This window comes from Kitasatospora sp. NPDC023118 (genome assembly GCF_055560875.1).
On sequence record NZ_JBVHHW010000045.1, the window covers coordinates 1 to 12120 of the forward strand.

Genomic DNA, 12120 nt, shown 5'->3' on the forward strand with positions numbered 1-12120 from the left:
GCTGTTGAGTTCTCAAGGAACGGACGCTTCCTTCGGACCGCCTTCCAGCGGGCCCTCCGGGCGCTTCGTTCTTTCGTGTTTCCAGCTTATCAGATCTTCTCGGCCGTTCTTACCGGCTTCGTTTTCTCTGAATTCCCGCTGGCGGGATTTCCTTCGAGCTTCGCGCCGAAGCTTATCAAAGCTTTCAGTGTGCTCAGTCCGCAGGATTTGCTTCGTCGGAGGGCGCGCATTTCGTGAAACGCGCTCGCCTCGATTTCGGCGGTGTCGTAGACACTAACGCCCGGTCCTGACCGTTGTCCAGTCAGTCCCAACCGTTCAAACCTACTAGCCCACCCTCGCCACGTCAATGGTTTGGCCGGGATGCGAGAAGAGTAGCAGGTCAGCGGCCTGTTGATCACGCCAGCTCAGGCCGCGACAGGCTGCAGGTCCGCCCGATCGGCCGCATCCACATCACCGGACTCTCCGCCCTCGGCAGCCCTTCGGCCCAGCACCAGGGCGTACAGAAGGAAGGCCACCTCGGCCAGCGCGCCGATGGAGATGCGCGCCCACGTGGGCAGACCGGACGGGGTCACGAAGGCTTCGAGGACGCCGGAAACCGCCAGTACGGTCGCCAGACCCATCGACATCCCGATGATCGAGCGACCCTGTTCCGCCAGCGCCACGGTACGGGTGCGCGGGCCGGGGTCGATGACGGTCCAGCCGAGACGCAGGCCGAAGCCGCCGGCCACGAAGACCGCGGTCAGCTCCAGCAGGCCGTGCGGAATGAGCAGACCGAGGAAGATGTCGAGCCTGCCGGCGGAGGCCATCAGTCCGACCCCGATGCCGAGGTTGACCACGTTGCTCCACATCACCCACAGGACCGGGATGCCCAGCGCGACTCCGTACAGCAGGCACTGCACGGCGATCCAGGCGTTGTTCGTCCAGACCTGCGCCGCGAAGGAACTGGCCGGCCGGTCCGAGTAGTACGCCTCGTACTGGCCGCCGGGGCGAGTCAGCTCCCGCAGCTCGTCTGGGGCGATGAGGCTGTTGCGGACCTCCGGGTGGGTCGCCATCCACCAGGCGAGCAGCACGGTGGCGATCATCGACACGACCGCCACCGGCACCCACCAGCGGCGGGCGCGGTACAGCGCGGCCGGGAAGCTCACCGTGTAGTAGCGCGCGACGTCCCGCCAACCGTTGGTCCGGGCGCCGGTCACCGCGCTGCGTGCCCGCGAGACCAGACCGGTCAACCGGCTGACCACGGCCGGGTCCGGCGCTGCGGCCTGGACCTTGGCCAGGTGGCCGGTGACGCGCTGGTACAGCCCCACCAACTCGTCGGCCTCCTCGCCGCTGAGCCGGCGCCGACGGGCGAGGGCGTCCAGCCGGGCCCACTCCCCCTGGTGGGTGGCGACGAAGACGTCCAGGTCCATTCGGCGGCTCCATGGTCGGCGGTGGGCGCGTGGCGCGCGTACGCGGTCGGGCAGGTACGTACGGACACGTGCGGCCCAGCATGCCAGGAGCCGTCGCCGCCACGGCCGTCGGGATCTCACTTCCCGTGCGCCCACCGGGCGCCGTATGTTGGCGGCTGCGGATCGGACTGCGGAGAGCGGGTCGTGGGGGCCGATCCATTCGAACTCCCCTTTCCCCGCATGAGCGTGAACGGACAGGTGTCTTGAGCGACCTGGTGACGGGTGAGGCGGTCGTCCTCGACCTGCAGACGGCGAAGCTTCCGAGCAGGGCGCTGGCGATCGTGCTCGACCTGCTCGTCGAGTTCGCCGCCCTGTTCATCGTCTCTCTGGTACTGAGCGTCACCCTGATCGACCTCGACGGCGCCGCCGCGGCGGCCGCGCTGCTCGGCCTGATGGTGTTCTTCCTGGTCGGTCTGCCGGTGATGATCGAGACCCTCACCCGCGGGCGCTCGCTCGGCAAGGCCGCGCTCGGCCTGCGGGTGGTGCGCACCGACGGCGGCCCGGTCCGGTTCCGGCACTCGCTGGTGCGCGGGCTGGTCGGCTTCATCGAACTGATCGTGACCACCGGCGCCGCCGCCGTGATCACCTCGGCGGTGAACTCGGACGGCAAGCGGCTCGGCGACATCTTCGCCGGGACGGTGGTCGTCCGCGAGCGCACCCCGGGTGCGGGCGGGCCGACCAACCCGCTGCCCCCGGTGCACCCGCAGCTGCTCCACGACATGGGCCGCGAGCTGGTCGCGATGGACCTGTCCGCGGTGCCCGAGCCGCTCTGGCTCGCAGTCCGCCAACTGCTCGGTCGGATAGGCCAGTTGGATCCGTCCGTCGCGCTCCGGATGGCCGTCGGGCTGGCCGGGGACCTGTCCGCCCGGACTGGCCACCCGGTACCGCCGGGGCTGCACCCGGCCGCTTACCTGGGCGCGGTGCTCACCGAGCGCCAGCGCCGGGAGTGGCTGCGCGCCCAGCAGCAGTTCGCGGCATACGCAGCCGCGCAGGTGACCGCCCCGCACCCGGCCACCCCGGTGGCTCCGACGGCCCCGATGGCACCGGTGGCACCGGTCGACGGACGGCCCCACCGCGTCCTCGGAACGCCCGCGCCCGCCCCGGCGCCGACCTCCCCCGCGCCGGCCCCGGCAGCACCCCTGCCCCCCGCGGTCCCGTCCTTCGACAAGCCCGCCCCCGACACCGGCTTCGCCCCGCCCGCCTGAGCCCGGTCGCGCCCTACTCCCCCACCGGCTACTCCCCCACCGGCCAGGCGTTCGGCGGCGACGCCAGCTCCTCCAGCTCGATCCCCTCCGCCGCCAGCACCACGTCCCCCGCCAGGTGCACGACCTGCTGCTCCCCCGTCTCCAGGTCAGCCACCTGGTACCGCTCGACGAGCAGCGGCCCGGAGTCCGTCTCATGGGTGTCGACGCCCTCCAGCAGCCACCCCTGGTCGAAGGTCCGCGGCGCCAGCACCGGCTCGGTGAACGCCACCAGCCGCACCCGCGCGCTCGCCCCCTCCCGCAGCCGCAGCATCCGGGCGGTGGCGACCAGGAAGCCCGGCGAGCGCCCGGTGAAGCCGTGTGCCCGGTCGTGCCCCTCCACCGCCGACGCGCCACCCGGGTCCGCCGCGTCGGTACGGACCCAGGCCACCCCGTCCACCGCACCGCCGCGCACCTGCCAGCCGCCGGCCCGCAGCTCCATCCGCAGCGGCCGGGCGCGCGAGTCCAGCGTCAGGTCGACGCTGCCGATCACCCGGCCGTCCGGCGCGTAGGTCTTGGAGACGTACCGCCACCCGGCCGCCCCGGGCGCGCAGCTGAAGCGCTCCTCCCCGAGCAGCAGGTGGTCGTGGGTGTCGTGGAGCGAGTACCGGCCGTTGGGCATGCCGGAAGCCTACGCGGACGCCGTTGGCAGGTCGCATGCAACGTTCGGGGCGGGTGCCCGCATTAGGGAGGTGGACGGCGCGGGAGAGGCGCCGCCGCCACGACGAGAGGGGGTGCGGATGGCGAAGCAGACACGCGACGCGGAGTTCACGGAGTACGTGGCCTCCCGGAGCGGCTGGCTGCGGAAGGTCGCCTATCTGCTGTGCGGGGACTGGCACCGGGCCGACGACCTGGTGCAGGAGACCATCACCAAGCTGTACGTGCACTGGGCGAAGGCAAGCCGCGCGAAGAACGTGGACGGCTACGCCCGCCGGACACTGGTGAACACGTTCCTCGCCGAGCAGCGCACCTCCTGGTGGCGCCGGACGGTACGGACCGGCACCGAGCCGGACATCGCGGCCGCGAGCATCGACCTGGACGTCTCGCTCGACCTGCGAAAGGCCCTGGCGGCGCTCCCGCCGCGCCAGCGCGCGACGGTCGTGCTCCGGTACTACTGCGATCTGTCGATCGATCAGGCGGCCGAGGCACTGAACTGCTCCTCCGGCAACGTGAAGAGCCAGAGCGCGCGCGCCCTGGACACCCTCCGCCGCAGTCTCGTTCTCGTCCCGGCCCTCGCAGAGAGGACGTCATGACCGCCACCGATCACTATGAGCTGACCGCCGCCCTGTCGGCCCTGGCCGACGAGCCGGCCCCGCCCGCGGCCTTCGACATCACCGCGTCCATCACCCGCGGACGGGCCCGCCTGCACCGCCGGTACCGGGCCACGGCCGGCGCGGTGGCCGTCGTGGCGGCCGCCGCCCTCACGGCCACGATGCTGATGAAGCCCGGCACCACGGCACCGGCGGCGCAGACCCTCCCGGCGGTCGCCGCGCCGGCGACGCCGACCCCGACTCCGACGTCGACCGCCACCGGAGCCGCCGCGGACCCGCTCAGCACCGAGATCTCCTACGGCTGGCTGCCCGACTGGGTGGACCAGCCGGGCCGGATCACCCGCGAGGGATCGAACCCGGACGCCGGCTACTACGCGGACAAGGACACCGGTCGGAACATCCCTCGCCTGAACCTCCACCTCTACCCGGCCGGAGTCGAGCCACCGATGGAGAACCAGGCGTTCCCGCACGGCACGCACCTGGTGCGCGAGGACGCCCCGCCGATCAACGGGCGAACGGCCTACTGGACGACCCTGTCGAGTGGGTCGGCGACGTGGTCGCTGCGCTGGCTGACCCCCTCGGGCCGCTGGGCGGAACTCATCGCGAGCAACGGCACCCCGGAGCAGACCAGTCGTGACGTGCTGCTCAAGGTGGCCAACGGCGTCAAGTACGGACATCGGGACGTCCCGCTGCCGGTCCAGTTCACCAGCCTGCCCGAGGAGTTCGGAACGCCCGACGTGGTGCAGCTCTCCCGCCCGGACCCGGGCGGCCGGGGGGCCTGGAACCTCTACCTGAACTTCAAGGTCCAGGGGAAGACCGTCACCCTCGAACTGCGGCCGGACACGGACGAGCCCGGCACGATGCCGACCGGGCACCCCACCCCGGCCCCGACCTGCGAGTCCCGGAACGGGGTGTGGATCTGCGCCAACGCCTTCGGAGGCACGCCGCCGGCCCTGGAGCAGATCGGCGGGCTGTCCGGGCTGCTCGCGCGCACCGAGCCGATCGGTGTGAACGAGCGCGACTGGACCACCGACGTGTTCGTCCGTTGAACAGCCGGACGACACGCGTCGGTGGCCGGCACCCACGGGGGGTGCCGGCCACCGGCGTTCGTCCGTCACCGCGCCAGCGGCGGCTCACCGCATCAGTAGCGGTACTGCTCCGACTTGTACGGGCCCTCGACCGGGACGCCGATGTAGTCGGCCTGGTCCTGGGTCAGGGTCGTCAGCTTCACGCCCAGCGCGTCCAGGTGCAGGCGGGCGACCTTCTCGTCCAGGTGCTTCGGCAGCACGTAGACGCCGATCGGGTACTGCTCGGTCTTCGTGAACAGCTCGATCTGGGCGATCGTCTGGTTCGCGAAGGAGTTGGACATCACGAAGGACGGGTGGCCGGTCGCGTTGCCCAGGTTCAGCAGGCGGCCCTCGGAGAGGACGATGACGGTGCGGCCGTCGGCCTTGCGCCACTCGTGGACCTGCGGCTTGACCTCGGTCTTCACGACACCCGGCAGCTGCGCCAGGCCGGCCATGTCGATCTCGTTGTCGAAGTGGCCGATGTTGCCGACGATGGCCTGGTGCTTCATCCGCTCCATGTGGGAGGCCAGGATGATGTCCTTGTTGCCGGTGGTGGTGATGAAGATGTCGGCCGTCTCGACGACGTCGTCCAGGGTGGCGACCTGGTAGCCGTCCATCGCCGCCTGGAGCGCGCAGATCGGGTCGATCTCGGTGACGATGACGCGGGCGCCCTGGCCGCGCAGCGACTCGGCGCAGCCCTTGCCGACGTCGCCGTAGCCGCAGACGACCGCGACCTTTCCGCCGATCAGGACGTCGGTGGCGCGGTTGATGCCGTCGATGAGCGAGTGGCGGCAGCCGTACTTGTTGTCGAACTTCGACTTGGTGACCGAGTCGTTGACGTTGATCGCCGGGAACAGCAGCTTGCCGTCACGGTGCATCTCGTACAGGCGGTGGACACCGGTGGTGGTCTCCTCGGTCACGCCCTTGATGGTGGCGGCGACCTCGGTCCACTTGTTCGGGGTGTCCTTGAGAGTGCGGTTGAGCAGCTCCAGGATGATCCGGAACTCGTCGTTGTCCGCGGTGGACGGGTCCGGAGCGGCGCCGGCCTTCTCGAACTCGACACCCTTGTGGATCAGCAGGGTGGCGTCGCCGCCGTCGTCCAGGATCATGTTCGGGGTCTGGCCGTCAGGCCAGGTCAGCGCCTGCTCGGTGCACCACCAGTACTCCTCCAGGGTCTCGCCCTTCCAGGCGAAGACCGGCACGCCCTGCGGGTTCTCCGGGGTGCCCTCCGGGCCGACGGCGATGGCGGCGGCCGCGTGGTCCTGGGTGGAGAAGATGTTGCAGGAGCACCAGCGGACCTCGGCACCGAGCGCCGTCAGGGTCTCGATCAGCACGGCGGTCTGGATGGTCATGTGCAGCGAGCCGGTGATCCGGGCGCCGGCCAGCGGCTGCGACTCGGCGTACTCGGCGCGGATCGCCATCAGGCCGGGCATCTCGTGCTCGGCCAGCTGGATCTCCTTGCGGCCGAACGGCGCCAGGGAAAGGTCGGCGACCTTGAAGTCACCGGTGATGTCGGTCGACATGCGTCTGCTCCTCGCTGATGGGGTGGGGCACGGCCATGGTCCGGATGTGTCGCGCATGGCGGGCCGTACGGACGCACGGCTACGCCGGGGCTGTCGGCTCCCGTGGTGGCGGGTCGACTCCCTGCTGCGCAGCACAAACCGTCGGAGGACCTCTCTCCCTCGACCGGCGCACACCCTACGGGCACGGACCGCCGATCGACCGCCATCAGCAGCGACGTTCTGGCTCTGGTGACGAATCTACACCGGCGGCCCCACCGGCCGTCCGCCGATGACCGATTTAGGTCGCGGATCCGACCGCCGCTCGACCCGGGCACCAGCCCGGGCCAGGACGGTCCGTCAGTGCGCCGCGCCGGGGCCGGGCCCGCCCGGAGTGGCGGCCGGGTCCTCGCCCGCGGCGGCCTTCTCAGCACTGTAGACGTCCGGTTCCAGGTAGATCGCCCGGGCGATCGGGACGGCGGCGCGGACCCGCTCCTCGGCCGCGTCAATCGCCTGCGCCACCCGGGCGGCGCTGTCCTGCGCGTTGACGGAGACCTTGGCGGCGATCAGCAGCTCCTCCGGGCCGAGGTGCAGGGTGCGCATGTGGATCACCCCGGTGACCGCCTCGCCGTCCACCAGCGCGGCGCGGATCCGCCGCACCGACTCCTTGTCGGCGGACTCGCCGAGCAGCAGCGACTTGGTCTCCAGGGCGAGCACCACGGCGATCACCACCAGCAGCGCGCCGATGCACAGGGTGCCGACGCCGTCCCAGACGCCGTTGCCGGTGATCACGGTGAGCGAGACGCCGAACAGCGCGAGCACCAGGCCGATCAGCGCGCCGGTGTCCTCCAGCAGCACCACCGGCAGCTCCGGCGCCTTGGCGGTGCGGATGAACTGCACCCAGCCCTGACGGCCCTTGGCCTTGGCGGACTCGCGCATCGCGGTGCGGAAGGACCAGCCCTCCATCGCGATGGCGAAGACCAGCACGCCGACCGCCCAGCCCCAGGAGTCCAGCGCCTCCGGGTGGCTGACCTTGTGCCAGCCCTCGTAGATCGCGAACAGGCCGCCGACGCTGAACAGCACGATGGCCACCAGGAAGCCGTACACGTAACGCTCGCGGCCGTACCCGAACGGGTGCTCCTCGTCCGCCGCCCGGCGCGCCCGCCTGCCGCCGACCAGCAGCAGCACCTGGTTGCCGGAGTCGGCCACCGAGTGCACGCCCTCGGCCAGCATCGAGGAGGAGCCGGTGAAGCCGAAGGCGGCGAACTTGGCCACCGCGATCGCCAGGTTCGCGGACAGCGCCGCGACCAGTGCCCTCGTCCCGCCCTCTGCACTCATGCGCCGAGAGTAGCGGCAGCCGGCTCAGGACTGCGCGGCGGCGAGCCCCAGGTAGACGGCGGCGAAGTCGGTCAGCGCGATCAGGTCGGCCAGCGCGAGCAGCGGGTCCGCCAGGGTACTCGCGTACTCGGTCAGCCGGACGTCGTGGGCGACGGCCAGCCGGTGCGCGCGGCTGACGCCGAAGCTGCGCGGGCGCACGTCGTCCTCCGGCACCTCGGCCGGGCCCTCCGGCTCCTCCGGCGAACCGGTGCCGGGGACGTGCCGCAGCAGCAGGACCTGCAGGTGCAGCGGGTCGGGCTCCTCGACCCGGTCGCGGAAGAAGTCGTCCGGATCCGCGCCCGCGCCCAACTGGCCGGTGAACATGCCGCGGTGGGCGGTGAGCACCTGGGGCAGCGGCCCGGCGAGCGCCGGACGCCCGGCCCGGTCGGCCAGCTGGCCGGCGAACCGGGCGGCGGCCGCCCCGGCGATCGGGCCCTCGGCCCACAGCAGCGGGACGGTCCCGGCCAGCCGGGCGGCCAGCCCCTTCGCCGGGTTGGTGTACGCGGCGGCGTCCGGGCGGCAGCGCACGGCGGCGGCGTCCAGCAGGTCGGCGACGCTCGGCAGGGCGTCGTACGGCAGCTGGGTGAGGCCGAGCTTCTGGGCGAGCGCCAGCATCGGGGTCAGGTGGGACCAGAGCGCGGCCGGGTCCTCGGCCGGGAGGTCCGGCTCGGCGGCCGGCACGACCGGCAGGCCCTCGTCGGGCAGCACCGAGGCCGTGTACGGCAGCGGCAGCGCGCGCACCTGGAGCGCGGCCTCGGCCAGCGGGCTGCCCGCCGGAGCGGTCACGACGAGGGAGCAGCCGCGCGCGTACGCCTGCTCGGCGAGGCTGATCAAACCCTGCTCGCCGCCGTCGGCGGAGCTGATCACCAGCAGGTCGAGCGGGCCGGCCCAGCCGGGCAGCTGCCAGCCGAGTCCGGCGGTGAAGGCGGGCGGTGCGCCGGTCCGGTCGGTGCGCGGGGCGGCGGCCTCGGTCGGCGGCAGCGGGGTGACCAGGCTGGCGGACCCGGCCAGCGCGGCCAGGATCTCGCCCGCCGTCAGGGCGCTGCCGTGCCCGGCGACCAGGACGGCGCGCGGGCGGCCGTCCGGGCGCAGTCGGTCGAGGCCGGCCGCGTCGGCCTGCCGCACCGCGGTGCGGACCCGGGCGCCGGCGCCGGCCAGGGCCAGCAGGGCGCGGTCGTGGTCGGCGCGCTGGAGGGCGGCCGGGTCGTCGAGCAGGGTGTCGTCGAGCATGCGGCAGGCCTCCGGCTGTCCTGTGGGCGGCGGGCGCGGGTGGGGGCTTCCCAGGATCAGGCCGGGCGGCGGGCCTCGTCCACCAGGAGGACCGGAATGCCGTCCCGGACCGGGTACGCGAGGCCGCAGTCCGCGCCGGTGCAGACCAGCTCGGGCTGCTCCTCGGTGCCGCCCTCGGCGAGCGCGGCCCGGCACTGCGGGCAGACCAGGATCTCCAGCAGGAAGGATTCGAGCTTCATGGGGCTCTCCAAAGTTCGGGGGTGGCACGGAGGTGCCCCGGCCGATAGGCAACCCTACCGGCCGGGGCACTGGGGCCTGTTGCCAGGCGCGCTTCGCTCAGCGGCGTCGGTCAGGCGCGGACGATGGCGAGCACGCCGTCGCGCAGCTCTGCCATCTTCGCCGGGTCCTTGGCCTCGACGTTGAGGCGCAGCAGCGGCTCGGTGTTGGAGGCACGCAGGTTGAACCACCAGTCCGGGCCGGCCACGGTGAGGCCGTCCAGCTCGTCCACGGTGGTGCCCTCCAGGCCGGCGAAGGCGGCGCGGACGGCGGCCGAGCGGTCGGCCTGGTCGGCGACGGTGCTGTTGATCTCGCCGGAGGCGGCGTAGCGGTCGTACTCGGCGGTCAGCGCGGAGAGCGTGCCCTGCTGCCCGCCGAGCGCGGCCAGCACGTGCAGTGCGGCCAGCATGCCGGTGTCGGCGCGCCAGAAGTCGCGGAAGTAGTAGTGCGCGGAGTGCTCGCCGCCGAAGACGGCGTCGGTGACGGCCATCTCCTGCTTGATGAAGGAGTGGCCGACCCGGGTGCGCACCGGGGTGGCGCCGAGCTCGCGGACCACCTCGGGGACGGTCCAGGAGGTGATCAGGTTGTGGATGACGGTCGGCTCGGCCTCGCCGGCGGCCTTGGCGCGGGCGATCTCGCGGACGGCGACCAGGGCGGTGATGGCGGACGGGGAGACCGGCTCGCCGCGCTCGTCGACGACGAAGCAGCGGTCGGCGTCGCCGTCGAAGGCCAGGCCGATGTCGGCGCCGACCTCGCGGACCTTGGCCTGCAGGTCGACCAGGTTCTTCGGGTCGAGCGGGTTGGCCTCGTGGTTGGGGAAGGTGCCGTCCAGCTCGAAGTACATCGGGACGAGCTCGATCGGCAGGCCGTCGAAGACGGTCGGCACGGTGTGGCCGCCCATGCCGTTGCCGGCGTCCACCGCGACCTTGAGCGGGCGGATCGCGGTGAGGTCGACCAGGCCCAGCAGGTGGTCGGCGTAGCCGCGCAGGGTCTCCTGCTCGGAGAGCGCGCCGGGCTTGACGGCCTTGGCCGGGACGGTGACGGTGTCGTCCTCGGCGGTCCAGGACTCGACCAGCTCGCGGATCTCGGCCAGGCCGGTGTCCTGGCCGACCGGGGCGGCGCCGGCCCGGCAGAGCTTGATGCCGTTGTACTGGGCCGGGTTGTGGCTGGCGGTGAACATCGCGCCGGGCAGGTCGAGCTTGCCGCTGGCGTAGTAGAGCTGGTCGGTCGAGCAGAGGCCAATCTCGACCACGTCGGCGCCGTAGGCCGCGGCGCCCTCGGCGAAGGCCCGGCTGAGCGACGGGGAGGAGGGGCGCATGTCGTGGCCGACCACGATCGCGGACGCGCCGGTGACCTGCACGAAGGCAGCTCCGAAGGCCCGGGAGAGGCTCTCGTCCCACTGGTCCGGGACGACGCCTCGGACGTCGTACGCCTTCACAAGCTGCTTGAGGTCGCGCACTGCGGCTCCACCCTGGTTCTGTGCTGATCGATACGTCGGGCCACCGGCCCGTCCGGTCGACGGGTCACGGTGACGTCAGACGGGCAGCGTACCCGGGCCGGGCGAACGCTCCGTGCCGGGTGACGCGTCAGTTGTCGGGAGAGCGCAGCACCCGGAGGTGGCCGCGGCGACTGCCTTCGGTGGACTCGCCCTCGGCGGCGCGGCCCTGACGGGGGGTCGGCGGGCGGGCGGCCTCGCGCACGGCGTTGGCGAGGGCCTCCAGGTCGTCGCTGCTGCGGCGCAGCGGCCCGGCCTCGGCGGCGAGCCGGACGACCTCCCAGCCGCGCGGGGCGGTGAGCCGCTCGGCGTGCTCGGCGCACAGGTCGTAGCAGTGCGGCTCGGCGTAGGTGGCGAGCGGGCCCAGTACGGCGGTGGAGTCCGCGTAGACGTACGTCAGCGTCGCGACGGCCGGTCGGCCGCACGCGGTCCGCGAACAACGACGTACAGAGCTCACGAGGGTGGACGGTACCGCACTCCCCGCCGGGGAGCGAAGACCGCCTGCCCGGAGGCGGTGCCGTGTCGCCCGCCGCACGCTCGTCAGTGCGCCGATCCCCCGGGCGTTTCCCCGTCGGAGTGGTCCACTTCCGACCGCCCAAGGACTACTCTCGGCAGTGATATGGACAGCTCCGCACCGCAGTCATCGACAGGGCCCACGCGCCGCCCCCGGCACCGCGACCGGCACGGCAGAGGGCTGCGCGGCCCCCTGGCGCCACCCCAGGTGCCGATCTCGCTCACCCGCTCCGAACTGTTCGACGACTACGTGCGCGAGTCGGTCGAGCGGCTGGAGCGGCGTTGGCCGCAGCTGATCGAGGTGGAGTTCGCCGTCCAGGAGGTGCCGCTGCACGAGGCGGGCGGCGCCGACACCGAGGACGGCGTGCCGCTGGGCCGGGTGTCGCCGGGCGAGAAGGGGCGCAAGAGCCAGATCGTGGTGTACCGGCGGCCGGTGGAGATCCGGGCGAAGACCCGGGAGGACCGGGCGGCGCTGGTGCACGAGATCCTGATCGAGCAGGTGGCCGAGCTGCTGGGGCTGTCGCCGGACGCGATCGACCCGCGCTACGACGAGGAGTGACCCCCTCGGGAGCCGAAGGGCGCACCGGTGCCGAAAGCGACGAACGACAAACGAGCGCAGCGAGTGCCGGAACGAGGAGCGTCGGCACCGGGTCGAAAGCGCCCGGAGGCGAGCGAGGAGTGACAGCCAGGGGCGGGCACCCGC

General features: G+C 72.5%; 13 protein-coding genes. 5 read left to right on the forward strand and 8 right to left on the reverse strand.

Annotated features, from left to right (window positions below; genetic code table 11):
- Nucleotides 1-237: hypothetical protein (locus tag ACZ3UD_RS34830; protein ID WP_465597131.1), on the forward strand; the 237-nt coding region annotated here is incomplete at its 5' end.
- Between the two features lie 167 nt (nucleotides 238-404).
- Here the strand turns inward: ACZ3UD_RS34830 and ACZ3UD_RS34835 are convergent.
- Nucleotides 405-1409: a stage II sporulation protein M gene (locus ACZ3UD_RS34835; RefSeq protein ID WP_465597134.1), complete on the reverse strand. Its 1005-nt coding sequence runs from the start codon at nucleotides 1407-1409 to the stop codon at nucleotides 405-407.
- A gap of 242 nt (nucleotides 1410-1651) precedes the next feature.
- Between ACZ3UD_RS34835 and ACZ3UD_RS34840 the strand changes: the two genes are divergently transcribed.
- Complete coding sequence (locus ACZ3UD_RS34840) at nucleotides 1652-2653, forward strand: RDD family protein (protein WP_465597137.1); 1002 nt, start codon at nucleotides 1652-1654, stop codon at nucleotides 2651-2653.
- Nucleotides 2654-2681: 28 nt separating this feature from the next.
- On the opposite strand, the gene ACZ3UD_RS34845 is transcribed toward ACZ3UD_RS34840, so the two are convergent.
- Nucleotides 2682-3311: a hypothetical protein gene (locus ACZ3UD_RS34845; RefSeq protein ID WP_380613547.1), complete on the reverse strand. Its 630-nt coding sequence runs from the start codon at nucleotides 3309-3311 to the stop codon at nucleotides 2682-2684.
- 118 nt (nucleotides 3312-3429) lie between these two features.
- Here ACZ3UD_RS34845 and ACZ3UD_RS34850 point away from each other — a divergent pair, with 118 nt between their 5' ends.
- Together ACZ3UD_RS34850 and ACZ3UD_RS34855 are read left to right on the forward strand one after the other, a co-directional pair.
- Nucleotides 3430-3942, forward strand: a complete 513-nt coding sequence (locus ACZ3UD_RS34850) for a SigE family RNA polymerase sigma factor (RefSeq protein WP_465597141.1) — start codon at nucleotides 3430-3432, stop codon at nucleotides 3940-3942.
- The gene (locus ACZ3UD_RS34855; protein ID WP_465597144.1) at nucleotides 3939-5009 is read left to right on the forward strand and encodes a hypothetical protein; all 1071 of its coding nucleotides are present in this window, start codon (nucleotides 3939-3941) and stop codon (nucleotides 5007-5009) included. Before ACZ3UD_RS34850 ends, ACZ3UD_RS34855 begins: the two co-directional genes overlap by 4 nt.
- A 92-nt stretch (nucleotides 5010-5101) precedes the next feature.
- Here the strand turns inward: ACZ3UD_RS34855 and ahcY are convergent, their stop codons facing one another.
- The 6 genes from ahcY to ACZ3UD_RS34885 form a co-directional block, all read right to left on the reverse strand.
- A complete protein-coding gene (gene ahcY, locus ACZ3UD_RS34860) occupies nucleotides 5102-6550 on the reverse strand; it encodes an adenosylhomocysteinase (protein ID WP_465597147.1) in 1449 nt (482 codons plus the stop codon).
- Nucleotides 6551-6886: 336 nt separating this feature from the next.
- On the reverse strand, nucleotides 6887-7864 hold the full coding sequence (locus tag ACZ3UD_RS34865; protein WP_465597150.1) for a cation diffusion facilitator family transporter: 978 nt from the start codon (nucleotides 7862-7864) through the stop codon (nucleotides 6887-6889).
- Between the two features lie 24 nt (nucleotides 7865-7888).
- A complete protein-coding gene (locus tag ACZ3UD_RS34870) occupies nucleotides 7889-9133 on the reverse strand; it encodes an SIS domain-containing protein (protein WP_465597153.1) in 1245 nt (414 codons plus the stop codon).
- 56 nt (nucleotides 9134-9189) lie between these two features.
- Nucleotides 9190-9372 carry a Trm112 family protein gene (locus tag ACZ3UD_RS34875; RefSeq protein WP_097237660.1) on the reverse strand — a complete coding sequence of 61 codons (183 nt, stop codon included), beginning with the start codon at nucleotides 9370-9372 and terminating at the stop codon, nucleotides 9190-9192.
- A 110-nt stretch (nucleotides 9373-9482) separates the two neighbouring features.
- Nucleotides 9483-10868 carry a phosphomannomutase/phosphoglucomutase gene (locus tag ACZ3UD_RS34880; protein ID WP_465597156.1) on the reverse strand — a complete coding sequence of 462 codons (1386 nt, stop codon included), beginning with the start codon at nucleotides 10866-10868 and terminating at the stop codon, nucleotides 9483-9485.
- Nucleotides 10869-10995: 127 nt separating this feature from the next.
- Nucleotides 10996-11439, reverse strand: coding sequence for a DUF3499 domain-containing protein (locus ACZ3UD_RS34885; protein WP_465597159.1), 444 nt, complete (start codon nucleotides 11437-11439; stop codon nucleotides 10996-10998).
- 84 nt (nucleotides 11440-11523) lie between these two features.
- Between ACZ3UD_RS34885 and ACZ3UD_RS34890 the strand changes: the two genes are divergently transcribed.
- Complete coding sequence (locus ACZ3UD_RS34890; protein ID WP_465597162.1) at nucleotides 11524-11976, forward strand: metallopeptidase family protein; 453 nt, start codon at nucleotides 11524-11526, stop codon at nucleotides 11974-11976.
- The last annotated feature ends 144 nt before the right edge of the window (nucleotides 11977-12120 follow it).

Bases quoted from the DNA above. Each gene is read 5' to 3' on its own strand.
- ACZ3UD_RS34835 (WP_465597134.1), bottom strand. From the start codon at position 1,409: ATGGACCTGGACGTCTTCGTCGCCACCCACCAGGGGGAGTGGGCCCGG.
- ACZ3UD_RS34845 (WP_380613547.1), bottom strand. From the start codon at position 3,311: ATGCCCAACGGCCGGTACTCGCTCCACGACACCCACGACCACCTGCTG.
- ACZ3UD_RS34850 (WP_465597141.1), top strand. From the start codon at position 3,430: ATGGCGAAGCAGACACGCGACGCGGAGTTCACGGAGTACGTGGCCTCC.
- ACZ3UD_RS34855 (WP_465597144.1), top strand. From the start codon at position 3,939: ATGACCGCCACCGATCACTATGAGCTGACCGCCGCCCTGTCGGCCCTG.
- ahcY (WP_465597147.1), bottom strand. From the start codon at position 6,550: ATGTCGACCGACATCACCGGTGACTTCAAGGTCGCCGACCTTTCCCTG.
- ACZ3UD_RS34865 (WP_465597150.1), bottom strand. From the start codon at position 7,864: ATGAGTGCAGAGGGCGGGACGAGGGCACTGGTCGCGGCGCTGTCCGCG.
- ACZ3UD_RS34870 (WP_465597153.1), bottom strand. From the start codon at position 9,133: ATGCTCGACGACACCCTGCTCGACGACCCGGCCGCCCTCCAGCGCGCC.
- ACZ3UD_RS34875 (WP_097237660.1), bottom strand. From the start codon at position 9,372: ATGAAGCTCGAATCCTTCCTGCTGGAGATCCTGGTCTGCCCGCAGTGC.
- ACZ3UD_RS34890 (WP_465597162.1), top strand. From the start codon at position 11,524: ATGGACAGCTCCGCACCGCAGTCATCGACAGGGCCCACGCGCCGCCCC.